The following is a 21989-nucleotide window of genomic DNA, read 5'->3' as shown; positions in this document are numbered from 1 at the left end:
TCCTCGGCCTGGGGTATGCTGGCGGCTTCCCGTCATCCACCAGCGAGGAGACGCGCATGCCCCACACCGACGCCGGCCCCACCATCGCGCACGCGCTCGATGAGATCGTCACCTGGAGCGCGCCCCCCGGCCCACATCCATGCCCGCGAGGTATCCTGCCGCGACGTGATGGCGGCCTATCTGGCGCATATCGATGCCGCCAACCCGTCGCTCAATGCGCTCGTCTCCCGGCGTCCGTCGGCGACACTGCTGGCGGAGGCGGAGGTGGCCGATCGCGAGCTCGCCGCCGGGCGCTCGCGCGGCTGGCTGCACGGCATCCCCCAGGCGATCAAGGATCTCTCCGACGTGCAGGGGCTGCCCACCGTGCAGGGCTCGCCGCTGTGCCGCGATCATCGCGCCGAGGCCGACAGCCTGATGGTCGCACGCATGCGCGCTGCCGGGGCCATCGTGATCGGCAAGAGCAACACCCCGGAGTTCGGGCTCGGCTCGCACACCTACAATCCGGTGTTCGGTGCCACCCGCAACGCCCATGCCCCGACCCGCACCGCCGGCGGCTCCAGCGGCGGTGCCGCCGCCGCGCTGGCCATGCGCCTGCTGCCGGTGGCCGACGGCAGCGACATGATGGGCTCGCTGCGCAACCCCGCCGCCTTCAATCAGGTGATCGGCCTGCGCCCCTCCTTCGGACGCGTCCCCGGCGCGGCGCCGGGGCGTTCGGCCAGCAGCTCGCCACCAATGGCCCCATGGGCCGCAGCGTCGAGGACGTGGCCCGCCTGCTCGCCGTGCAGGCCGGCTACGACCGCCGCGCGCCGCTATCGCTGGGCGAAGCACTGCTGCCTGCCGGGCAAGACCCGGCCGCGGCGCTCGAGCGCGATGGTGACGGCCTGCGTATCGCCTGGCTGGGGGACTGGTCGGGGCATCTGGCGCTGGAACCGGGGGTGCTCACGCTGTGCGAAGCCGCGCTGCAGCGGCTGGAAGCGGGCGGCTGCCGAATCGATCCGGCGGCCCTGCCCTACTCGGCCGAGGCCCAGTGGCAAAGTTGGACCACCCTGCGCCACTGGGCGGTATGCGGCAGCCTCGGCGGGTACTACGCCGACCCCGACAGCCGCCGCCAGCTCAAGCCGGAGGCGCAGTGGGAAGTCGCCCGCGGGCTTACGCTCTCGGCCCAGGACATTCATGACGCCAATGTGCGCCGCAGCGAGCTCTATCGCGCCTGGTGCGCGCTCTTCGAACAGGTCGACTACGTCGCCATGCCCAGCGCCCAGGTATTCCCGTTCGCCATCGAGACGCCCTGGCCCGAGACGATCGACGGCCGCAGCATGGACACCTACCACCGCTGGATGGAGGTGGTGGTGCCCGCCTCGCTGGCGGGTCTGCCCGCGATCAGCGTGCCCGCCGGCGTCGATGCCCAGGGCCTGCCAATGGGGCTGCAACTGATCGGCGCCCCGCGCGACGACTGGGGGCTGCTGCAACTGGCGCGCCTCTACGAGCGCATCAGCGGCGAGCTGGCCCCCATGCCCGCCGCGCTGAACGGTTGAGGCACCTCATCGGCCGATCGGCACCAGACCGGCCCCGGAGGTATCCCGGCCACTCACGTCGGGTCCGGTTCGAGGAGCGCCGCCGGCAGGCGCTGAAAGGCCTCATAGGCCGCCAGCACCGTGGCCCGCTGGGCCGCGGCGGCGGCCTGGAAGGCGTCGGCGTAGATGGTCTCGTCGGGATATTCGGTGATCAGTGTCAGCGGCACCCGGTGGCGCTCGTCGACCGCTAACCAGCAGGGAAAGCCGTTGATCCGCTCGAAGCCATCGTCGCCGGCGTGGGCGTTGAACTGCGCCAGCTGGCGCCGGTTGAGCGCCTGCAGCGCCGCCTCCTCCGCCAGCGCCCGGGTGACCGCATCCAGCAGCCAGCGCGCGGCCGCCTCCCAACCCGGGCGATAGCGCAGGATCAGAAAGAAGCCCTTGGGGATCGTCCACATCTCGAAGCCCCGCGGCACATAGCCGGAGAGCGGCCGGGTCCACTCGTGCGCCGGGTAGCCGTGCAGATTGAGGTGCAACTGGGCACCGCTGAGCCGCTCGGCCTGGGTGCGAATGGCACTCTCGAACACCGCCGATGCGCGGTACTCCAGATCGTCGCCCAGCGCGGTGTAGCGGGCGGCGTGGTGCATGTGCCTTGGGTTGTCGGCGATCAACTGCTGGTGCAGCGCATAGCCGTCCGGGTTCTCCAGCGGGCACAGGGTGAAGTGGGCGCCGGGCCGAGGCGCCAGCGTGAACGCCGCCTGCAGCGAGCCGGCCGGCGATGAGGTCTCGTTGGCGTGCTGGCCGGCGGAGATCATCACCGCGCGGTCGCGACCGGCGATATAGCACCCGCTCAGCGTGCGCCCGGCGACCGAGCGCGCCTGGAAACGGCTGCCGGGCAGCGCCGTCAGCGCGGCCGCGATCACCGCCGGCGCTAGCGGCCCCTGGGGCGCCGAGAGCTGGGCCTGCCAGTCGCCCGCGGGTATGGCCGGAAGTGTGGCCTGCGGTAATGCGGCGTGGGCGACGGCCCGCACCCGCACGCTGAGCGTCTCGCCGCGACGCACCTGGGGCACGATCTGGCCCGGCTGCAGATGGCGGTCCCCCGGCGGGCGGCCGCTGCGACGCTGAAAGACCTCCAGCAGCGAGAAGTAGAGCTCCTCGTGGAGCGCCTCGCGCAGCGACAGCACCTCGTCGTCGTAAGCCAGCGGCTCGTCGTCCACCGGCAGCGTCACCGCGATCTCGAGCCGCGCGAAATAGGGCTCCTCGCCCCAGTCGGCGTCGCGGATCGCGCTCACGCTGTCGTGATAGAGCGCCTCGAAGGCGGTCCACAGCGCCCGGCCCTCGCTCAGCGTCCCAACTGTCGTTTCCGCTGTCGCCTTCCCCACTGCCCCACCCTCGCGGCACCAGCCGCAGGGCGAGAGCGCCGGCTCGCCGGTGAAGTCGGCATGCACGCGATTGGGCGCCAGCACCTCGCACTCGCGCTCACGCCCATCGGCATAGCGCAGACGCAGCCGGTAGACCGGCAGCGCCGCCCGGCACGCCCCGGCGACGAAGCGAAACGCCACCTGTGGATAGCAGGCGGCGAGGGGGTAGCTCTCCAGGCGAAAGCGCTGCTCGCTGGCCTGGGGGTGGCGCGGATAGATGACCTCGCAGGCGAGGAGATCGCGGGTCTCGATCTCCTCGCGGAAGGCGCACAGCAGCGGCTTGTAAGCCGAGCGGCAGCGCGCCGCGATACCGCGCTTGGCCAGCGCCGCCTCGGCCTGGCGCCGTGTCGCCTGGTCGTCGAAGGTCCAGGTCTCTAAGCCCTCACCGTCAAACTCGGCGGCGAGTGTCGCCAGCGTGGCGGCATAGGTCCGGGAAAACAGGTCAGTGGCAGAGGCGCCGGTGACAGAAGCGTCGGTAAAAGCGGTGTCTGTGGCAGAGACAGCTGACGGGCTCAAGGCAGGCTCCTGATGGTTGATGACATCCTGAGGGCCGGCCGTTCACGCCCGCCGGCCAGCGCGATGCGATAGCGCAGTGTAGCGCGCATCGGGCGCTGCTCGGCGTCTACCCTGGCACCCGACGTCGATTCGCTCGCCGCGAACACGGATACGGCGCCGCAGAGACACAGAGATACAGAAACACCAAGGGCGGCATCCTCGATGCCGCCCTTGGCGTAGCGCACGCTTCGACCCCGCAGACGGTGCCTAGAAGACGAAGGTCAGCAACAGGTTGAACACCATCGCCGCGACGAAGCCCAGCGGTGCGGCACGGAACACAGCTTCGGCAGCAGGCCGGCGCGGGCACGGTCGTCGGGGCAGGAGCCGAGGATCAGGCTGCCGCCGGAGGAGAACGGCGAGATCGAGGTGGCCTGGGCGCCGACCACGATGGCGATGAAGATGATCATCGGATCGATGGCCAGGGTGTTGGCGATCGGCAGCACCAGCGGGAACAGCGCCGGGGTGACCACGCCCAGCGTGCTGGCGAACAGCGACATCAACGCCGCCGCCACGCCGAAGGCGACCGGGATCAGTGCCGGCGGGATGTTGGTGCCGATCCACGACCCCAGCAGATCGATGGTGCCGGCCTTGATCGCCACCGAGATCAGCATGCCGACCCCGCAGATCATGATGATGGTGCCCCACGGCAGCGAGGCGATCGCCTGGCGCTCGTCGCCCAGCTTGAGCAGCAGCGCGATCACCGAGAACACGCTGGCGATCAGGCCGATATCGACCTTGGCGTTGACGAAAGCGACCGCGGCGTTGTCTGGCAGCAGCAGGCTGGCGATCGGCGGCAGCAGCACCGTAGCCATCATGATCAGGGTCAGCGTCAGGGTGGTCTTCTGCTCGCGGTTGAGCGGTCCGGGGCGCTCGACATGTTCCAGCGAGGCTACTGCGCTGCCGCGCCGGCGCCCGACCACGATCAGCCCGGCGAGCACCACTACCGGCACGATCAGGGTGCTGGCGAAGATACCCAGCGGGCATTGATGAAGGCCTGGTTGTCGGAGACACCGGAGCTGGTCATCAGGGTACGGAAGATGATCCCGCTCTGGCTGGAGACGAAGTTGGCCCCGGCCAGCGCGCCGTAGTTCACCGCCATGCCGCCCACGATCAGGCTAAGCCCCGTGCGGTTGCACAGCAGCAGGGTGATCGGCGCCATGAACGCCAGCACGGTGTAATAGCCAGCGCCGAGCCCGGAGATCACCGTGGCGGCGAGGAAGATCGCGAACGGCATCAGGCTGGGCACGTTGCGGCAGCGGTACATCAGATGCTCGGCAAGTTTCTCCAGCGTGCCATTGACGATGGCGAAACTGTAGAACAGGCAGACCGAGAAGATGATGAAGAAGATCTTCAGCGGCCAGGTGGCGATCACCTCCTTGGGGCTCATGCCCATGCCGAAGCAGCCGATCAGGTAGGCAAAGGCGATCGCGAACAGCCCGATATTGAGCTTGAAGCGGTAGCCGAGAACGATGGAGACGACGATCGCCCCCACCACCAGCAGACTCATCATGTCAGTTCCCCTCGTGCGTGATCCCGGTACCGGCGTCTCCGATACCCGTTATGGTGTGGTTGTCGTCGCTGTGCCGGTGCGCGCTCAGGTGTCGCCCGCCAGCGCGATCCGAAACAGCCGCGCCGGGTTGTCGACCAGCACCTGGCGGCGCTCTTGCGGGTCGGGCAGCAGCTTTTCCAGCAGCGCGAACTGGGCGTCGTAGTCGGTGTCCGCCTCGAAGCGGGTATGCGGCCAGTCGCTGCCCCACAGCAGGTTCTCGCTGTGGCCGTAGGCGTCGCGCAGGCGCTCGATGGAACGCCGCGCCTGGTCTAGGCTCGAACGGCTGCGGTAGGTAGCCGAGAGCTTGACCCACAACGGCTGGTGCGCCAGCCGTGACAGCAGTGCGCGATGCGCCGGATTCACCGGATCGATCTCCCCGCCAGGCAGGCCGAAGTGATCGATCACCACGTCGCAGCCGGCGCCCAGGATCGGCGCCACAACGGCGTCGAGATCTTCCATCCCGCGCTGAATCTCTACCGACCAGCGGCGTCGGGCCAGCTCGGTGAAGAAGCGCTGCCACGGCGCCCCGGCGTAGTCGTCGAGCGCCTTGCCGATCAGGTTGAGACGCACGCAGACCACCCCGGCGGCATCGAGCGCATCCAGTGCCGCCGCAGAGATCGTCGGTTCGACCACCGCGGTGCCGCGCAGCCGCTCGGGATAGCGGCGCAGCGCCGCCACCAGATACTCGTTGTCGGTACCGAGAAAGCTGGGCTGCACCAGGACACCGTGAGACAGGCCGCAGCGGTCCAGGTGGGCCAGATACGTTTCCACCCTGGCGTCGTAGTCCGGGCTGTAGCGCCGGCCCTCCACCAGCGGCAGATCGCGCTGGAAGATGTGAGCGTGTGTATCCACGCCCGTTACGACTTTAGCAGTAGAATGCATCATAGAATCCTTGAATCACATGATATAAGCCTGTGCAATCGGCCGTATCCTGATCGCATCAACTCATTTATTCATCTATATGAATAGAGCAATCGGCAGCATACACGCTTTTAGTCGCAGTTTTCTTTACCTACGACTAAAGGTGATACATTGAAAGCAATAACAGGCAGGGAACCTATCGTGATGAGAACGTCGAGCCTGCAGACCGATGAACGTCTGCCGCTCTATCAACGCCTGCGCGACGATATGCTCTCGCGCATCGCCTCCGGGGAGTGGGCCCCCGGCATCGCCATCCCCACCGAAGCGGAGCTGACCAAGCAGTACGGTGTCGCGGTGGGCACCCTGCGCAAGGCCGTGGACACCCTGGTCCAGGACGGGCTGATGGAGCGTAGCCAGGGGCGCGGCACCTTCATTCGTCGCCCCAACTTCCAGGGCTCACTGTTCCGATTCTTCCGCCAGGTGGATGCGCTCGGCGAACGTCAGGTGCCCACCAGCCGGATTCTGAGCCGAACGCGCACCCAAGCCCCGGAGAGCGTGGCCCAGGTGCTGGAGCTCCCCCCGGGGAGCGAGGTGATCAAGCTCGAACGGCTGCGCCAGATCGGCGACAGCAATGTCTCGCGGGAGGAGATCTGGCTGCCAGCAGCGCGCTTCGCCGGGCTGATGTCGGTGGATCCGGAAGCGTTCGAGAACCTGCTCTACCCCTTCTACGAGACCCAGTGCGGCCAGTTGGTGGCCTCGGCGCGCGAGACGCTCACCGTGGAGACGGCCGATGCCCGCACCGCCGAGGCGCTGGAGATCGCCCAGGGAGCACCGGTGGTGAACATCGAGCGTCTGGCGCTGGGTTACGACGGCACGCCGCTGGAGTTTCGCCGCACCCTGGGCAATGCCGAGACTTTCCGCTATCAGGTCGACATCACCTGAGACGCGTTTGCGCTGGCGCGTGTCGCCGCAAACCCCGAGGCGCTGTACGCAAGCGGCCGCCGTGTGCCGACGTTCCATACGGCGCCTCGAGAGATAAGCATGCCGGTGTAAGGGAACGTAACGCGCAGAGCAGGGTCGATGGAGAGGGGCCACGATCCCGGGCCCGATCTTCGCCGCTCAGGATGTCACCGTGTTTCGATCCTTCTTTCCTCGACCCGCGCTGCTCTCGCTCAGCGCACTCGTCTGGTCCCTGCTGTGCCTGGTGCTGTGGGACACCACCGCCAACGCCTGGGGTGCCGCCATCGGCCTGCCCCCGCTCGCCCCCGGCGCCGAGCTGCCGATCGACGTCTCGCGCTTCTGGGCGCCGTCGTTTTTATGGTTCTATCTCTACTATGCGCTGTGCACCGCGCTCTTCGCTGCGGCCTGGTTCCGCGCGAGCCCGCACCGCTGGCAGCGCTGGTCGATCCTCGGCAGCGCGCTGATCGTGTTCATGACCTACTTCTCGGTTCAGACCAGCGTCGCGGTCAACGCCTGGTACGGGCCGTTCTGGGACATGGTGCAGCAGGCCCTGGGCGGTGACAGCTCGGTGAGCGCGGCCGATCTCTACCGCGAAATGCTCGCCTTCGCCGGGATCGCCTTCGTCGCGGTCACGGTGGGCGTGTTCAACCTGTTCTTCGTCAGCCACTACATCTTCCGCTGGCGCTGGGCGATGAACGACTACTACATGCGCCACTGGTCGCGCCTGCGCCACGTCGAGGGGGCCGCTCAGCGCGTACAGGAAGACACCATGCGTTTTTCCACCACGCTGGAGGGGCTGGGCGTAAGCCTGCTCAAGTCGGTGCTGACGCTGATCGCCTTCCTGCCACTGCTGGTGACGATGTCACACAACATCACCGAGCTGCCGCTGATCGGGCACGTCTCCAACGCCCTGGTGTGGTCGGCGATCGCCTGGTCGCTGTTCGGCACCCTGTTTCTGTCACTGGCGGGGATCAAGCTGCCGGGTCTGGAGTTTCGCAACCAGCGGGTAGAGGCGGCCTACCGCAAGGAGCTGGTCTACGGCGAGGACGCCGCCGAGCGCGCCCGCCCGGCCACCGTCGCGGAGCTATTCCAGGCGGTACGGCGCAACTACTTCCGGCTCTACTGGCACTACGCCTACTTCAATATCGCGCGCATCTTCTATCTGCAGGCGGATGCGGTCTTCGCCTTCATCGTGCTGGCACCCTCGATCATCGCCGGCAAACTGACCCTGGGCCTGCTGCAGCAGATCCTCAACGTCTTCGGCCAGGTGCGCGACTCCTTCCAGTATCTGGTCAACTCCTGGTCGACCATCATCGAGCTGCTCTCGATCGTCAAACGCCTGCGCACCTTCGAGCGGGTGATCGAACACACGCCGGATGCCCCCCAGGCGACGAGCTGAGTGATAACGGCAGGGTGCTTGCAGCGCCCTGCCGACGTCGTTGACCTCCTGCCGTCATCGCACAGCCACAACGCCGTCATCCGAGTGACATCCGAATGCCACGCTTCTGACATCATGTCGTCCTAGGGTACGCACCACACCCTGTAACGCCCTGTCAGGAGATGTCATCGTGCGCCTCACCTCTCTACTGCCGTTCGTCGCTGTCACCGCGCTGTCGCTATCCCCCTCGGCCCAGGCGGCCACCACCATCACCTGGTGGCATGCCATGGAGGGCGTGCTCGGCGAGAAGGTCAACGCCATCGCCGAGGAGTTCAACGCCTCCCAGAACGACTATGTGGTCAAGCCCGTCTACAAGGGCAGCTACAGCGATAACCTGACCGCGACCATCGCCGCCTTCCGCGCCGGCCAGGCCCCGGCGATCACCCAGGTGTTCGAGGTCGGTACGGCGACGATGATGAACGCCAAGGGTGCGATCTACCCGGTCTACCAGCTGATGCAGGACACCGACACGCCGTTCGATCCCGACGCCTTCCTGCCGGCGGTGAAGAGCTACTACACCTCGCGCGACGGCCATATGCTGTCGATGCCGTTCAACTCCTCCACGCCGGTGCTCTATTACAACAAGGACGCCTTCGCCAAGGCCGGTATCGAGACCCCGCCCAAGACCTGGGCCGAGGTCGGCAAGGACGCCCACAAGCTGGTCGAGAGCGGCGCTGCCGAGTGCGGCCTGACCACCGCCTGGCCGAGCTGGACCCAGTTGGAAAACTTCAGCGCGATCAACGATGTGCCCTTCGCCACCCAGGCCAACGGTTTCAATGGCACCGATGCCCGCCTGGTGTTCGACAAGCAGCCGGCCACGGTGGGGCATATCCAGGATCTGGCCGAGTGGCAGAAGAGCCACGCCTTCGAGTATGGCGGCCGCGCCGACAACGGCACCAAGCGCTTCCAGTCGGGTCGCTGCGCCATGCTGACCACCTCCTCCGCCTCGCGTGCGGGCATCCAGGAAGCCGCCAAGGGCAAGTTCACCTTCGGCATCGCCCCGCTGCCCTATGACGCCGAAGCGGTGAGCCAGCCGCGCAACTCGATCATCGGCGGTGCCTCGCTGTGGGTCATGCAGGGTCAGTCGGACAAGGTCTACAAAGGCGTGGCCGAGTTCCTCAACTTCCTCTCCTCGCCGTCGGTACAGGCCGACTGGGCCAGCTTCACCGGCTATGTGCCGATCACTACCGCGGCCTACCAGCAGCTGAAAGCAGAGGGCTTCTATGCCAAGACGCCAGGCGCCAGCGTGGCGATCGACCAGCTGACCCGGGGCACGCCGGATGACAACGGCCGTGGCCTGCGCCTGGGCAACATGCCGCAGATCCGTAATATCATCGCCGAGCAGCTGGAGAAGGCGTTCAACGGCAGCGAAACCGCCGCCCAGGCGCTGACCGACGCCGCCAAGCGTGGCAATGCGGAGCTCGAGCAGTTCGAGCGCAGCGTCTCGAACTAGGGGCTGCGTACGAAAACTGCCTGCTCGCGCTGATTTTGTGTCCAAACCCTAAGCGCCTAAGGAAGCACTGAATAAATCGACGAGCGAGATGAAGCGCAAGGCGCATGGAACACAGAACACGAGACATAACATGGGGTTAGGCGAGTGTTCGAGTACCACGCAACGCAGCGATTCGCTCGCGCAGGCATTTATGCAGTGGTTCCCTAAGATGCCCTTCTCTGCTGTCGAGTCCCCGAAAGCGGGCGGCGCAAGCCGCCCGCTGTGCCGATCAAGATGACCACTTTCGAACGTCACTCCGTCACTCCCTGGCTGCTGCTGGCGCCCCAGCTCGCGGTGGTTGCCATCTTCTTCTTCTGGCCCGCCGCCGAGTCGCTGCGTCAGGCGTTCTACGTGCAGGATGCCTTCGGCCTCGGCGAGCGTTTCGTCGGGCTCGCCAACTTTCAGCACGTGCTCGCCTCGCCGGGCTACTGGCACGCCTTCGGCGTCACCGCGCTGTTCAGCCTGCTGGTGGCGGCAGGCGCCATGGGCTGGCGCTGCTGCTGGCGGTGCTCGCCGACCGCGTGCTCCATGGCGCCAGGCTCTATCGCGTGCTGCTGACCTGGCCCTATCCGTGGCGCCGGCGGTGGCGGGGCTTTTATGGCTGTTCATGTTCGACCCGGTGCTCGGCGTGCTGACCCACGCCCTGGCCGTCTTCGGCGCGTTCACTGGGACGCCCAGCTCGACCCGGCCAGGCGCTGGCGCTGGTGGTGATCGCCTCGATCTGGCAACAGATGAGCTACAACTTCGTGTTCTTTCTCGCCGGGCTGCAGATGATCCCGGCCTCGCTGCTCGAGGCCGCCGCCATCGACGGCGCCGGGCCGTTCCGGCGCTTCTTCGGTATCACCCTGCCGCTGCTGTCGCCGACTGCCTTCTTCCTGCTGGTGATGAACAGTGTCTACGTGCTGTTCGAGACCTTCGCCACCATCGACAACACCACCCTGGGCGGCCCCGGCGGCGCCACCCGCACCCTGGTCTACAAGCTCTACGAGGATGGCTTCGTGGGCCGTGACCTGGGCGGTTCCAGCGCCCAGTCGGTACTGCTGATGCTGGCTGGTCGGGGTACTCACCTTCATCCAGTTCCGCTATCTCGAACGCAAGGTCGCCTACTGATGCGCTATCGTCGACCCGGCCTCGACGGCCTCACTCATTGCTGCTGATCATTGGCGTGGTGATCTTCGGGCTACCGCTGTGGCTGGCGCTCACCGCTTCCACCCACAGTGCCGCCGATCTACAGAGCGGCATCGCCCCGCTGTGGTTCGGCGACCAGGGGCTGGCCAACTACTGGCAGCTACTGTCCCAGCCGATGCCCGGGCTGGGGGTCAGTGCGCTGCGCCTGCTCGGCAACTCGCTGGTGATGGCGCTGGGTATCGCCCTGGGCAAGATCGCGATCTCGCTGCTGGCCGCCTACGCCATCGTGTTCTTCCGCTTTCCCTGCCGCACGCTCTGCTTCTGGCTGATCTTCGTCACCCTGATGCTACCGGTGGAGGTGCGCATCGTGCCGACCTACGGCGTGGTGGCGCGCTTCGGGCTGATCGACACCTACGCGGGGATGATTCTGCCGCTGATCGCCTCGGCCACCGCCACCTTTCTGCTGCGCCAGTGTTTTCTGAGCCTGCCGTCGGAGCTGTTCGAGGCGGCGCGGCTGGATGGCGCCGGGCCGCTGCGCTTTCTCAAAGATTTCGTGCTGCCGCTGTCGCGGACCAACCTCGCGGCGCTGTTCGTGATTATGTTCATCTACGGCTGGAACCAGTATCTGTGGCCGCTGCTGGCGGCCAACTCGCCCGATCACGCCACCGCCGTGATCAGCCTGAAGAACCTGGTGCAGTCCACCGACACCCTGCCACCGTGGCAACTGGCCACCGCGATGACGCTGCTCACGGTGCTGCCGCCGGTGGTGGTGATCGTCGCCATGCAGCGCTTCTTCGTGCGTGGGCTGACCGATGCCGAAAAGTGACCTTCAACACCAAGAGACTCGACCCATGGCCACACTGACCTGTCGCCAGCTCCTCAAGACCTACAAGGGCGGCCAGCGCGCCGTCGATGGTATCGACCTGACCCTGGAACCCGGCGAGCTGATGGTCGTCGTGGGCCCCTCGGGGTGCGGAAAGTCGACCTTCCTGCGCATGGTGGCGGGGCTCGAGACGATCAGCGATGGCGAGCTCGAGATCGGCGGGCGGCTGGCCAACCAGTTGGAGCCGGCCCAGCGCGGGGTGGCGATGGTGTTCCAGAACTACGCGCTCTACCCGCACATGAGCGTATTCGACAACATGGCTTATGCGCTCAAGCTGCAGAAGCGCCCGCGCGAGGAGATCACCCGCCGGGTACGCGAGGCCGCGGCCCTACTGGGGATCGAGGCGCTGCTCGAACGCCGCCCGCGCCAACTCTCCGGCGGCCAGCGCCAGCGCGTGGCGATGGGTCGGGCGATCGTGCGCGAGCCGCGCGTGTTCCTGTTCGACGAGCCGCTCTCCAATCTCGATGCCGCGCTGCGCGTGCAGATGCGCCTGGAGATTCGGCGCCTGCAGCAGCGCCTGGGTGCGAGCATGCTCTACGTCACCCACGATCAGGTCGAGGCAATGACCCTGGCCGACCGTCTGGTGGTGCTGCGCGATGGCCGGATCGAGCAGATCGGCACACCGATGAGCCTGTTCGAGACACCCGCCAGCTGCTTCGTGGCGCGCTTCATCGGCTCGCCGGCGATGAACCTGCTGCCGGTGACCCACAGCGACGGCTGCGCGCGACTGCCCGGCGGCCTGATCCTCGAAACAGACGCCCTCGGAACAGAGGCCGATGGCGAGCCCGCGACCGAGCCTACAGCGAACGCAGAGTCCAAGGCGCTCCGGCCTACCGCCACCCTGGGGGTACGCCCGGAGCACCTGCGCCTCGACCCACAGGGCGAGTTCGCGGTCACCCTGGAGATGATCGAGCGCCTGGGGGTGGATGCCCTGGTCTATTGCCGCCTACCGGGGCTCGACGCCCCGCTCACCGCACGGCTGCCGCTGACCACACTGGAGGCCGCGGCGCTGCGCGAAGGCAGCGAGATACGGCTCGCGGTCGACGGCCCGCTGCACCTGTTCGACGTCGAGGAGCAGCGTCTGGCACGGCGGGCGCGCCTCGCTGCCGACACGTCGGCGGCGCAGTCGAGCGTTGCCTGACCCGTTATCGCTCCGCCAAGATCAGGACGCCCGCCTGGCTGGCTCTGGTCTCGACGTGGATACAGGCCACGCTGACCGCATCGTCCACCGGCTCCAGCGGCGGGTCGGTGCGGGTGCAGGCCTCGGTGGCGCGATGGCAGCGCGGGGCGAACGGACAGCCCGGCGGCGGCGACAGCGGTGACGGCGGCTCGCCCTTGAGCCGTACTCGCTCGCGGCGCCGGTTGGGGTCGGCCACCGGCGTGGCCGAGAACAGCGCCTGGGTGTAGGGGTGGCGCGGCTGGCTGAACACCGTCTCCGCCGGCCCCGTCTCCACCGGCTGGCCGAAGTACATCACGATGACGTCGTCGGCGATGCGCCGCACCACCGAGAGATCGTGGGAGATGAACACGTAGGCCAGCCCGAACTCCTCCTGCAGATCCGCCAGCAGGTTGAGTACCTGGGCCTGGATCGACAGATCCAGCGCCGAGACCGGTTCGTCGAGCACCAGAATCTTGGGGTTGACATCAGCGCCCGGGCGATCGCGATACGCTGACGCTGGCCGCCGGAGAACATGTGCGGGTAGCGGTCGGCGTGCTCGGGCCGCAGGCCCACCTTCTCGATCATCTCCAGCGCCGCCGTGCGCCGCACTGGCGCTCATCTCACGGCGGTTGAGCTTGAGCGGCTCCTCCAGCATGGTCGCCACGGTCTTGCGCGGGTTGAGCGAGCCATAAGGGTCTGGAAGATGATCTGGACCTCGCGGCGCAGCGCCGCCGGCGGGCGCTGGCCCGGCTTGAGCGCCACCGCCTGGCCGTTGATGGTCAGCTCGCCGCTGGTGGGCGGCTCGATCATCGTCAGCACCCGCGCCAGGGTCGACTTGCCGCAGCCCGACTCGCCGACCACCGCCAGCGTCTGCCCGGCGAACAGCTCGAACGAGGCCTCGTTGAGCGCCTTGACCGTGGCCGGCCTGGAGAAGGGCCCGCCCTTGATCTCGTAGTAGCGCGTCAGATGACGCGCGCGCAGTACCGCTTCACGGCTCATGGACGCACCTCCGGTCGCGACGGGGAAGACGTCTCGGGCGAGACGCCGGGGGAAGGTTCGGATGCTGGCCCTGCTGATGCCTCGGCATCCGGCCGCCCGAGCGGGTAGTGGCACAGCGTGCGCGCCGGGTCATCCGGCGCCGCCACCGGCTCCACCTCGCGGCAGTGGTCGGTGGCGTAACGACAGCGCGGGTTGAACAGGCAGCCCGTGGGGCGGTCGTGCTGGCCCGGCACCACGCCGGGGATGGTCGGCAGCCGCGTCTGCCCCGCAGCGCGCTCCGGCAGCGCCGAGAGCAGCGCCTCGGTGTAGGGGTGGCGCGGATGGGCGAACAGCGACTTCACCTCCTGCTGCTCCACCTGGCGCCCGGCGTACTGCACGATCACCTGCTTGGCGGTCTCGGCGACCACGCCCATGTCGTGGGTGATCAGGATCAGCGCCATGCCCTTCTCCTCCTGCAGCTTGAGCAGCAGTTCGAGGATCTGGGCCTGAATGGTGACATCCAGCGCCGTGGTCGGCTCGTCGGCGATCAGCAGCCTTGGGTCGCAGGAGATCGCCATGGCGATCATCACCCGCTGGCTCATGCCGCCGGAAAGCTGATGCGGATACGCCTTGATCCGCCGCCCCGGGTCGGGAATCCCCACCTGGGCGAGCAGCTCCAGCGCCCGCTCGTGGCGCTCGCGGCGCGAGCCGCCCTTGTGCTGCTTGATCATCTCGTCGATCTGGGTGCCCACGGTGAAGCACGGGTTCAGGCTGCTCATCGGCTCCTGAAAGATCATCGACATCTCGCCGCCGACGATGCGCCGGCGCTGACGCGAGCCCAGCTGCTGCAGATCCTGGCCGTCGAAGGCCATGCGCTCGGCGCTGACCTGGGCGGTCCACGGCAGCAGCCCCATGGTCGCCAGCATCGAGACCGACTTGCCCGAGCCGGACTCGCCCACGATCGACAGCACGTCACCGTGGTCGACCTGGATGTCGACGTTCTCGACCGCCGTGAACAGGCCGCTGTTGGTCTGGAACCGAACGCTCAGGCCTGCGATATCAAGTAATGCCATGTGAACTCCTCATCGCGTCGCCGCGCCCGCCCCGGACGCCAGGCGCCGGGGTGGGCGAGGCGCTCACGATCTTTTCATCTTCGGGTCCAGCGCATCGCGCAGACCGTCGCCCATCAGGTTGATCATCAGCACGGTCAGCAGAATGATCAGCCCCGGGAAGGTGACCGCCCAGTAGGCGCTCCCCATGAACTCGCGCGCATTGGCCAGCATTGCGCCCCACTCGGGGGTCGGCGGTTGCACGCCCATGCCTAGAAAGCCCAGCGCGGCGATATCCAGGATCGCGGTGGAGAACGACAGGGTCGCCTGCACGATCAGCGGCGCCATGCAGTTGGGCAGCAGGGTGTTGAACATCAGGCGCATGTGCCCGGCCCCGGCCAGACGGCTGGCGGTGACGTACTCACGGCTCTTCTCGCCGATCACCGCCGCGCGCGTCAGACGCACGAAGTAGGGCAGCTGCACCAGCGCGATGGCGATCATCGCGCTGGTCAGCCCCGGGCTCAGGATCGCCACCAGGCCCAGCGCCAGCAGCAGGCTGGGGAAGGCCAGCACCACATCCATCACGCGGGTGATCACGGTCTCGACCCAGCCGCGGAAGTAGCCCGCCAGCAGCCCCAGGAAGATGCCGCCGCACATCGAGATCAGCACCACCATGGCGCTGATCGAGAGCGAGTAGCGGGCGCCATAGATCAGCCGCGAGAGAATGTCGCGACCCACCGCATCGGTGCCCAGGATGTAGCGCCAGCTGCCTTCGGCGTGCCACACCGGCGGCACCAGCAGCGCCGAGCGGTCCTGCAGTGCCGGGTCGTGGGGCGCCACCCAGGGCGCCAGCAGCGCCACCAGAAATATCAGCGCGATGAAGATCAGCCCGACCAGGGCGCCGCGACTGGCGCTGAAATCCTTCCAGAAGCTGCCCAGCTGATAGCGAAAGGTCCCGGGCGCGGCAGGGATAGACATTGCAGCCATTTTTGGGTCCTCAATGACGGATGCGCGGATTAATGACCCCATAGGCCACATCCACCAGCAGATTGACGATCATCACGATGAACGCGATCAGCACCAGACCGCCCTGCACCGAGGGGTAGTCGCGCCGCGAGATCGCATCGATCATCCACTTGCCGATGCCCGGCCACGAGAAGATCGTCTCGGTCAGGATCGCCCCGGCCAGCAGCACCCACCTGCAGCCCGATCACCGTGACCACCGAGATCAGCGCATTGCGCAGGGTGTGCACCATGATCACGCGGTAGCTGGAGAGCCCCTTGGCCCGCGCCGTGCGCACGTAATCCTCGCCCAGTACCTCGAGCATCGAGGAGCGGGTCTGGCGCGCGATCACCGCCAGCGGAATGGTGCCGAGCACGATGGCGGGCAGGATCAGATGGTGCAGCGCCGAGAGAAAGGCGCCCCAGTCGCCGGCGAGCAGGGTATCGATGGTCATGAAGCCGGTGACCGGCTCGATGAAGTACATGAAGGAGATGCGCCCGGAGACCGGGGTCCAGCCGAGGGTGCCGGAGAAGAACATGATCAGCAAAAGGCCCCACCAGAAGATCGGCATCGAGTAGCCGGTCAGGCTGATGCCGACCACGGTGTGGTCGAGCGTCTTGCCGCGGCGGATCGCTGCCAGCACCCCGGCCGGCAGGCCGATGATCACGGCGAAGGCGAGTGCGAACAGCGACAGCTCCATGGTCGCCGGGAAGCGGCTGAAGAACTCGCCGACCACCGGCGAGTGGGTGACCAGCGAGTTGCCCAGGTCACCGTGCAAGAGCCCCTTGAGGAACTCCCAGTACTGCACCGGCAGCGGCCGGTCGAAGCCGAACTGCGCCTGTAGCTGGGCATAGCGCTCGGCGGAGATGCCGCGCTCGCCGGCCATCAGCAGAATCGGATCGCCCGGCAGCAGACGAATGAAGGCGAACGCCACGATGGTGACGCCGATGAAGGTCGGCACCAGCTGCGCCAGCTTGACCAGAATGAACTTGAACATAGTGAGGGTCTGACTAGTCATGCGCGGACACGGGACAGCCGCCAGGCTGCCCCGTGCACCACGAAGGGAGGGAGTTACTCTTGGATGTCGACGCCTTCGAAGCTATGCAGACCCAGCGGATTGATCACATAGCCGGTGACCTCCTTGCGGATCGGCATGAACACCGTCGAGTGGGCCAGGGTGTCCCACGGCGCCTGCTGCTTGAAGATCACCTGCGCCTTCTCGTAGAGCTTGGCGCGCTCGGCCTGGTCGCTCAGCGTACGCGCCTGCTGGATCAGGTCGTCGAACGGCTTGTAGCACCACTGCGAACGGTTGGCACCGCCGACGCCGGCACAGCTCAACAGCGTCCCCATGAAGTTGTCCGGATCGCCGTTGTCACCGGTCCAGCCCAGGATCACCGCGCCCTTGCGGTCGACGGCGGAGGCGCGTTTGAGGTACTCGCCCCACTCGTAGGTGACGATATTGACGTCGACCCCGACCTTGGCCAGATCCGCCTGCATCAGCTCGGCGGCACGCCGCGCGTTGGGCATGTAGGGGCGCTGGACCGGCATCGCCCAGATGTCCATCTTCAGGTTCTTGACCCCGGCGTCGGCGAGCATCTGCTTGGCCTTCTCGGGGTCGTAGGGGTCATCCTTGACGGCGTCGTTGTAGCTCCACATGGTCGGCGGAATCGGGTTCTTGGCCACTTCCCCCGCGCCCTGGAACACCGCATCGATGATCGCCTGCTTGTTGATCGCCATGTTGAGCGCGCGGCGCACTTCGGGCTGGTCGAACGGCTTCTGCTGGGTGTTGTAGGCCAGATACGCCACGTTGAGACCCGGCTCCTGCAGCACCTTGATCTCGTCGTTCTGCTTCATCGCCTGGACGTCGGACGGATTGGGGAACGGCATCACCTGGCACTCACCCGCCATCAGCTTCTGGTAACGCACCTGGGCATCCGGGGTGATGGCGAAGACCAGATTGTCGATCGGCTGCTTGCCACGGAAGTAGTCCGGGTTGGCCTGGTAGCGGATCGCGGCGTCTTCACGATAGGCGACGAACTGGAACGGGCCGGTGCCGATCGGCTGCTGGTTGGCCTGCTGCGGCTTGCCCTCGTCGATCAGCTGCTGTTCGTATTCCTGGGAGTGGATCGCCGCGAAAGGCATCGCCAGGTTGGCCAGGAACGGCGCATTGGGCTCGGTCAGCACGAACTTGACAGTGTGCTCGTCGACCTTCTCGATCGACTTGATCAGCTCACCCATCGACATCGCGTTGAAGTACTCGAAGTTGCCGTTGGCGAGCTTGTAGTAGGGGTTTTCCTTGTCCATCTGGCGCTCGAAGCTCCAGATGACGTCGTCGGCGTTGAGCGGCCGGCTGGGGGTGAAGAAGTCGGTGGTCTGGAACTTGACGTCATCGCGCAGGTGGAAGGTCACGCTCAGGCCATCGTCGGAGACTTCCCAGCTCTTGGCGATGGCCGGCTCCAGCTCGTGGTGCCCGGTTTGAACTGCACCAGCATGTTGAACACCGTCTCGCTGGTCGCATCGAAGGTGGTGCCGGTGGTGTAGATCGCGGGATCGAAGCCCTCCGGCGAGCCTTCGGAGCAGTAGACCAGCGTCTTGGCCATGACCGGGGTCGCACCCATCATCATGGCCGCCACACCGGCGGCCAGCAGCGTCTTTTTCATTGGAGAGTCTCCTGCACAGCGGTCGCTGTCATTGTCTTTGTCGGCTTGTGGCCGTTTATCGTTGTCGCCTTGCCCGCTGACGGCTCGGCCCAGCGGGCAGTCGCCTGAGGTTAGTTCGTCGATTAGCGTTTAATCAATTGTCCGATAGCGTGAGAGGCGGCGCTTGCACTGGCGGCGCAATAAGGTTATAGCCCCACGCGCTAAGCGCCCATTTCCAAACTCTGACGATGGGCGCCGGGGGCAGGGCAAAGCGAGGGGCCTTTGCCAGGGATGGCAAAGGTGGCGCCCAGGGAGGGGGTAACAGCGTCTCAGCGCGCCGCCTGCCCCGCGGCCAGCCAAGCATCGATCTGCTCCTGGTTGTCCGCGATCCAGGTCTTGGCCCCCGCGACCGGGTCGCCGCGTTCCTCGATCTGCGACATCAGCTCGCTCAGGCTTTCGTCACTCATGTGCCAGGCGTCGAGCACCGCAGTCAGCCAGGGGTCGTCCTCGCCGAAACCCTGCCGCGAAAACCAGTAGATGGTGTCGCCTTCGCCGTAGATGCCCTGTGGGTCGTCGAGATACTTCAGGTCGTAGTCGGCGAACGCCCAGTGCGGGTTCCACAGCGTGACCACGATCGGCTGCTGTGTGCGATAGGCGCGATCCAGCGCGGACATCATCGCCGGCTCGGAGCTGTTGATCTGCGTCAGCGGCAGGTCATAAGCGGTGATCGCTTCGTCGGTCATGCCGCGATCGCCGAGCCCGGGTCGATCCCCAGGATGCTCGGGCCCCCTGATACGCGAACTCGTCGGCATACGCCGCCAGCTCGGGAATGCTGTCGATATCGACATAGCTCGGCACCACCAGACCCAGCCCGGTCTCGTCGTACCAGGCATCGTGAACTTCCAGCGTATCCTTGTACGGCGCCAGAAAGCTCTTGTCCGTATGCGGTAGCCAGATCTCCAGCCCGACGTCGATATCCTTGCTGTTCATACCGGCGTAGAGCGCACTCTTGCCCACGTTGGCGAGCCTGACGTCATAGCCGTGCTGCTCAAGCACCAGCTTCCACAGGTTGGAGACGGCGATGTTCTCGGCCCAGTTGTTGGTCCCGATGGTCAGCGTCTTGTCCGCCGCCTGCGCGGCGGAGAAGGTCGTGGTCAGCGCGGCCGCGGCCAGCATTCCGATCAGCGTATTTTTCATCTGCGTTCCCGGTTGGCATGTCAATTCAACTTAGCAGGACGCGCAGAGGAAACCGAGACACGCGCCAAAGTTCGCACATACTCCCCCAGGACGCGTCTGTAAAGGATGACGGGCGGTGTTATGATCGAGAATCATTTTTGTTCGCCCGCGGATTCTCCCTCCATGCCCTGCCGCTACCCGTCATGACCACCGCCGTTGCCGCCTCGTCCAGCAGCGCCGATCGCTACCTTGCCCGGCGCCGGCGCCACTATGTGCTGATCGCGCTGACCGCCGTACTCACCTGCCTGTCGCTGCTCGCCGATGTCGCCATCGGCCCCGGGCAGTATCCGCTGCCGGCGGTGGTGGCGGCGATCGTCGCCCCCGACAGCGCTCCCGCCACGCTGGCCATCGTGGTGTGGGAGATCCGCCTGCCGGTGGCGCTGATGGCCGTGGTGGTGGGTCTGGCCCTGGCCAGCGCCGGGGCCGAGATGCAGACCATCCTCGACAACCCCCTGGCCGACCCCTTCACCCTCGGCATCTCCGCCGCCGCCAGCTTCGGCGCGGCGCTGGCGATCGTGCTCGGCGTCGGTGTGCTGCCCGGCGGCGAGGCACTGCTGACCACGCTCAACGCCTTCGTCATGGCGATGTTCGCGTCACTGCTGATCTGGCTGGTCAGTCGGCTGCGTGGGGTCAGCGTGCAGACCATGGTGCTGATGGGCATCGCGCTGATGTTTTTCTTCAACGCCCTGCTCGGCATCCTGCAGTACGTCGCCTCGGCGCAGTCCCTGCAGCAACTGGTGTTCTGGTCACTGGGCTCGCTGTCGCGCACCAGTTGGCCCAAGGTGGGTATCATTGCCGCCGCGCTGGCGCTCACGCTGCCGGTGTTCTTCGTCGCCGGCTGGCGCCTGACCGCGCTGCGCATGGGCGATCTGCAGGCGCGCGCCATGGGCATCGATGTCGCCCGCCTGCGGCTGCTGATGCTGCTGTGCTGTTCGCTGCTCGCCGCCACCGCGGTCGCCTTCGTCGGTACCATCGGTTTCATCGGGCTGGTCGGGCCGCATATCGCGCGGCTGCTGGTGGGTGAGGATCAGCGTGTCTTCCTGCCACTGTCGGCGCTGGTGGGGGCGCTTTTGATGTCGCTGACCTCGATCGCCTCCAAGACCCTGATCCCCGGGGTACTGCTGCCGATCGGCATTCTCACCGCGCTGATCGGACTGCCGTTCTTCGTCTCGCTGATCATCAAGAGCCGGCGCGAGGTGTGGGGATGACGCTGACGGTGGAGGCGCTGTCGGTGACGCTGGGGCGCACGCCGGTGCTGCAGGCAGTCACCGGGCTGCGCGCCGTCCCGGGCGAGGTGACCGCACTGATCGGCCCCAACGGTGCTGGCAAGTCGACCCTGCTCAAGGCGGTCGCCGGGCTGGTGCGCTACCACGGCAAGGTGCATCTCGCGGCGCAGGACCTGGCCGGGCTCACCCACGCCGAGCGCGCGCGGCGGGTCTACTATCTGCCCCAGGAGAGCACCACGCGAGCCGCGCTGAGCGTGTTCGAGGCGGTACTGCTGGCGCGGCGCACCACCCATCCGGCGCGCGGCCGCGAGGATCTGGCGCGAGTCGAGCGCCTGTTGCACACGTTGGCGCTGACACCGCTGGCCGAGCGCGACCTGGGCCAGCTCTCCGGCGGCCAGCGCCAGCGCGTGGCGATCGCCCAGGCGATCGTGCGCGAGCCGCAAGTGCTGATGCTCGACGAACCGACCAGCGCCCTCGATCTTCACCACCAGCTGCAGGTGCTGGCGTGGCTGCAGGCTACCGCCCGCGAGCAGGGTATCGGTGTGATCATCGCCATCCACGACCTGAGCCTCGCCGCGCGCTTCGCCGACCAGCTATGGATGCTGGGAGCCGGCGGCCGGGTGTGCGCCACCGGCTCACCGCGGGTAGTGCTTACCGAAGCCCGGCTGCGCGAGGTCTACGCCATCCATGCCCACGTCGAGTGGCCCGCGGACGAACCACCCCGGGTGACACCGCTGGCGGCGCTGAATGCGCTCGGCGGCACCGATCCATAAGCGCCAGGATGACCAGCGCGGCCACATCGATGTTGTGGTACGAAAATGTCGTGATGCGAAGAAATCAGTGTGCTGACCACCACCTGTTTTCACCATCGAAAACAACTCTCTCTCCGACAAAACCCTTC

22 protein-coding genes and 2 pseudogenes are annotated in these 21989 nt (G+C 66.8%); 10 read left to right on the top strand and 14 right to left on the bottom strand.

Features of this window, described 5'->3' with window-relative positions; all coding sequences use genetic code 11:
* Positions 1–15: 15 nt before the first annotated feature.
* Positions 16–1535, top strand: a pseudogene (locus CN538_RS26180) (amidase).
* Between the two features lie 53 nt (positions 1536–1588).
* Here CN538_RS26180 and CN538_RS08780 read toward each other — a convergent pair.
* The 5 genes from CN538_RS08780 to CN538_RS08770 form a co-directional block, all read right to left on the bottom strand.
* Positions 1589–3448: a M14 family metallopeptidase gene (locus tag CN538_RS08780; protein ID WP_242495702.1), complete on the bottom strand. Its 1860-nt coding sequence runs from the start codon at positions 3446–3448 to the stop codon at positions 1589–1591.
* Complete coding sequence (locus CN538_RS19855; RefSeq protein ID WP_129591332.1) at positions 3445–3672, bottom strand: hypothetical protein; 228 nt, start codon at positions 3670–3672, stop codon at positions 3445–3447. Before CN538_RS19855 ends, CN538_RS08780 begins: the two co-directional genes overlap by 4 nt.
* A 36-nt stretch (positions 3673–3708) precedes the next feature.
* Positions 3709–4437 carry an SLC13 family permease gene (locus tag CN538_RS22560; protein WP_242495701.1) on the bottom strand — a complete coding sequence of 243 codons (729 nt, stop codon included), beginning with the start codon at positions 4435–4437 and terminating at the stop codon, positions 3709–3711.
* Positions 4438–4439: 2 nt separating this feature from the next.
* Complete coding sequence (locus CN538_RS22555; RefSeq protein ID WP_242495700.1) at positions 4440–4997, bottom strand: transporter permease; 558 nt, start codon at positions 4995–4997, stop codon at positions 4440–4442.
* Between the two features lie 84 nt (positions 4998–5081).
* Complete coding sequence (locus CN538_RS08770; protein WP_242495699.1) at positions 5082–5888, bottom strand: amidohydrolase family protein; 807 nt, start codon at positions 5886–5888, stop codon at positions 5082–5084.
* A gap of 213 nt (positions 5889–6101) precedes the next feature.
* Between CN538_RS08770 and CN538_RS08765 the strand changes: the two genes are divergently transcribed.
* The 7 genes from CN538_RS08765 to CN538_RS08735 all read left to right on the top strand — a co-directional run bounded on the left by CN538_RS08765 (position 6102) and on the right by CN538_RS08735 (position 12939).
* Positions 6102–6839 carry a GntR family transcriptional regulator gene (locus CN538_RS08765; protein WP_106419187.1) on the top strand — a complete coding sequence of 246 codons (738 nt, stop codon included), beginning with the start codon at positions 6102–6104 and terminating at the stop codon, positions 6837–6839.
* Between the two features lie 190 nt (positions 6840–7029).
* Positions 7030–8256, top strand: coding sequence for a peptide antibiotic transporter SbmA (gene sbmA / locus CN538_RS08760; RefSeq protein WP_106419186.1), 1227 nt, complete (start codon positions 7030–7032; stop codon positions 8254–8256).
* A 169-nt stretch (positions 8257–8425) separates the two neighbouring features.
* Entirely contained in the window at positions 8426–9748 is a 1323-nt protein-coding gene (gene ugpB / locus CN538_RS08755) for a sn-glycerol-3-phosphate ABC transporter substrate-binding protein UgpB (protein WP_242495698.1), read from the top strand.
* Between the two features lie 273 nt (positions 9749–10021).
* Positions 10022–10345, top strand: a complete 324-nt coding sequence (locus tag CN538_RS22550; protein WP_242495697.1) for a hypothetical protein — start codon at positions 10022–10024, stop codon at positions 10343–10345.
* 146 nt (positions 10346–10491) lie between these two features.
* The gene (locus tag CN538_RS22545) at positions 10492–10944 is read left to right on the top strand and encodes an ABC transporter permease subunit (protein ID WP_242495696.1); all 453 of its coding nucleotides are present in this window, start codon (positions 10492–10494) and stop codon (positions 10942–10944) included.
* On the top strand, positions 10935–11741 hold the full coding sequence (gene ugpE, locus CN538_RS08740) for a sn-glycerol-3-phosphate ABC transporter permease UgpE (RefSeq protein ID WP_242495695.1): 807 nt from the start codon (positions 10935–10937) through the stop codon (positions 11739–11741). The genes CN538_RS22545 and ugpE overlap by 10 nt, the downstream gene beginning before the upstream one ends.
* A gap of 25 nt (positions 11742–11766) precedes the next feature.
* Positions 11767–12939: an ABC transporter ATP-binding protein gene (locus CN538_RS08735; protein ID WP_106419184.1), complete on the top strand. Its 1173-nt coding sequence runs from the start codon at positions 11767–11769 to the stop codon at positions 12937–12939.
* Positions 12940–12943: 4 nt separating this feature from the next.
* On the opposite strand, the gene CN538_RS26175 is transcribed toward CN538_RS08735, so the two are convergent.
* The 9 genes and pseudogenes from CN538_RS26175 to CN538_RS25090 all read right to left on the bottom strand — a co-directional run bounded on the left by CN538_RS26175 (position 12944) and on the right by CN538_RS25090 (position 19823).
* Entirely contained in the window at positions 12944–13612 is a 669-nt protein-coding gene (locus tag CN538_RS26175; protein ID WP_422917562.1) for an oligopeptide/dipeptide ABC transporter ATP-binding protein, read from the bottom strand.
* Positions 13573–13956, bottom strand: coding sequence for an ATP-binding cassette domain-containing protein (locus CN538_RS26170; protein ID WP_422917561.1), 384 nt, complete (start codon positions 13954–13956; stop codon positions 13573–13575). Before CN538_RS26170 ends, CN538_RS26175 begins: the two co-directional genes overlap by 40 nt.
* Complete coding sequence (locus CN538_RS08725; protein ID WP_106419183.1) at positions 13953–15008, bottom strand: ABC transporter ATP-binding protein; 1056 nt, start codon at positions 15006–15008, stop codon at positions 13953–13955. The genes CN538_RS26170 and CN538_RS08725 overlap by 4 nt, the downstream gene beginning before the upstream one ends.
* Before the next feature lie 63 nt (positions 15009–15071).
* Entirely contained in the window at positions 15072–15971 is a 900-nt protein-coding gene (locus CN538_RS08720) for an ABC transporter permease subunit (protein ID WP_106419182.1), read from the bottom strand.
* 10 nt (positions 15972–15981) lie between these two features.
* Positions 15982–16984: pseudogene (locus CN538_RS08715) on the bottom strand (ABC transporter permease subunit).
* A gap of 74 nt (positions 16985–17058) precedes the next feature.
* Complete coding sequence (locus CN538_RS08710) at positions 17059–18396, bottom strand: ABC transporter substrate-binding protein (RefSeq protein ID WP_277985128.1); 1338 nt, start codon at positions 18394–18396, stop codon at positions 17059–17061.
* 2 nt (positions 18397–18398) lie between these two features.
* Positions 18399–18647 (bottom strand): hypothetical protein, encoded by a 249-nt coding sequence (locus CN538_RS24285; RefSeq protein WP_277985127.1) that lies wholly within the window; start codon positions 18645–18647, stop codon positions 18399–18401.
* A gap of 308 nt (positions 18648–18955) precedes the next feature.
* Complete coding sequence (locus CN538_RS25095; RefSeq protein ID WP_340638295.1) at positions 18956–19369, bottom strand: glycine betaine ABC transporter substrate-binding protein; 414 nt, start codon at positions 19367–19369, stop codon at positions 18956–18958.
* Positions 19341–19823 carry a glycine betaine ABC transporter substrate-binding protein gene (locus tag CN538_RS25090; protein ID WP_340638294.1) on the bottom strand — a complete coding sequence of 161 codons (483 nt, stop codon included), beginning with the start codon at positions 19821–19823 and terminating at the stop codon, positions 19341–19343. The genes CN538_RS25095 and CN538_RS25090 overlap by 29 nt, the downstream gene beginning before the upstream one ends.
* Positions 19824–20005: 182 nt before the next feature.
* Between CN538_RS25090 and CN538_RS08700 the strand changes: the two genes are divergently transcribed.
* Positions 20006–21070, top strand: coding sequence for a FecCD family ABC transporter permease (locus CN538_RS08700; protein ID WP_106420596.1), 1065 nt, complete (start codon positions 20006–20008; stop codon positions 21068–21070).
* Positions 21067–21861, top strand: coding sequence for an ABC transporter ATP-binding protein (locus tag CN538_RS08695; protein WP_106419181.1), 795 nt, complete (start codon positions 21067–21069; stop codon positions 21859–21861). Before CN538_RS08700 ends, CN538_RS08695 begins: the two co-directional genes overlap by 4 nt.
* Positions 21862–21989 lie beyond the last annotated feature (128 nt).

Source organism: Salinicola tamaricis, assembly GCF_003006155.1.
Taxonomy (GTDB): domain Bacteria; phylum Pseudomonadota; class Gammaproteobacteria; order Pseudomonadales; family Halomonadaceae; genus Salinicola; species Salinicola tamaricis.
Note: the sequence above shows the minus strand (reverse complement) of the source record. Positions and strands in the feature narration are given on the sequence as shown.

What these genes read in the sequence shown, in the direction of transcription:
- CN538_RS08725 (WP_106419183.1), bottom strand. Translation starts at nt 15,008, where the DNA reads ATGGCATTACTTGATATCGCAGGCCTGAGCGTTCGGTTCCAGACCAAC.
- CN538_RS08735 (WP_106419184.1), top strand. Translation starts at nt 11,767, where the DNA reads ATGGCCACACTGACCTGTCGCCAGCTCCTCAAGACCTACAAGGGCGGC.
- CN538_RS08700 (WP_106420596.1), top strand. Translation starts at nt 20,006, where the DNA reads ATGACCACCGCCGTTGCCGCCTCGTCCAGCAGCGCCGATCGCTACCTT.
- CN538_RS25095 (WP_340638295.1), bottom strand. Translation starts at nt 19,369, where the DNA reads ATGACCGACGAAGCGATCACCGCTTATGACCTGCCGCTGACGCAGATC.
- CN538_RS26170 (WP_422917561.1), bottom strand. Translation starts at nt 13,956, where the DNA reads ATGAGCCGTGAAGCGGTACTGCGCGCGCGTCATCTGACGCGCTACTAC.
- CN538_RS24285 (WP_277985127.1), bottom strand. Translation starts at nt 18,647, where the DNA reads ATGAAAAAGACGCTGCTGGCCGCCGGTGTGGCGGCCATGATGATGGGT.
- CN538_RS22555 (WP_242495700.1), bottom strand. Translation starts at nt 4,997, where the DNA reads ATGATGAGTCTGCTGGTGGTGGGGGCGATCGTCGTCTCCATCGTTCTC.
- CN538_RS08765 (WP_106419187.1), top strand. Translation starts at nt 6,102, where the DNA reads ATGAGAACGTCGAGCCTGCAGACCGATGAACGTCTGCCGCTCTATCAA.
- CN538_RS26175 (WP_422917562.1), bottom strand. Translation starts at nt 13,612, where the DNA reads ATGCTGGAGGAGCCGCTCAAGCTCAACCGCCGTGAGATGAGCGCCAGT.
- CN538_RS22550 (WP_242495697.1), top strand. Translation starts at nt 10,022, where the DNA reads ATGACCACTTTCGAACGTCACTCCGTCACTCCCTGGCTGCTGCTGGCG.
- CN538_RS08720 (WP_106419182.1), bottom strand. Translation starts at nt 15,971, where the DNA reads ATGGCTGCAATGTCTATCCCTGCCGCGCCCGGGACCTTTCGCTATCAG.
- CN538_RS08695 (WP_106419181.1), top strand. Translation starts at nt 21,067, where the DNA reads ATGACGCTGACGGTGGAGGCGCTGTCGGTGACGCTGGGGCGCACGCCG.
- CN538_RS25090 (WP_340638294.1), bottom strand. Translation starts at nt 19,823, where the DNA reads ATGAAAAATACGCTGATCGGAATGCTGGCCGCGGCCGCGCTGACCACG.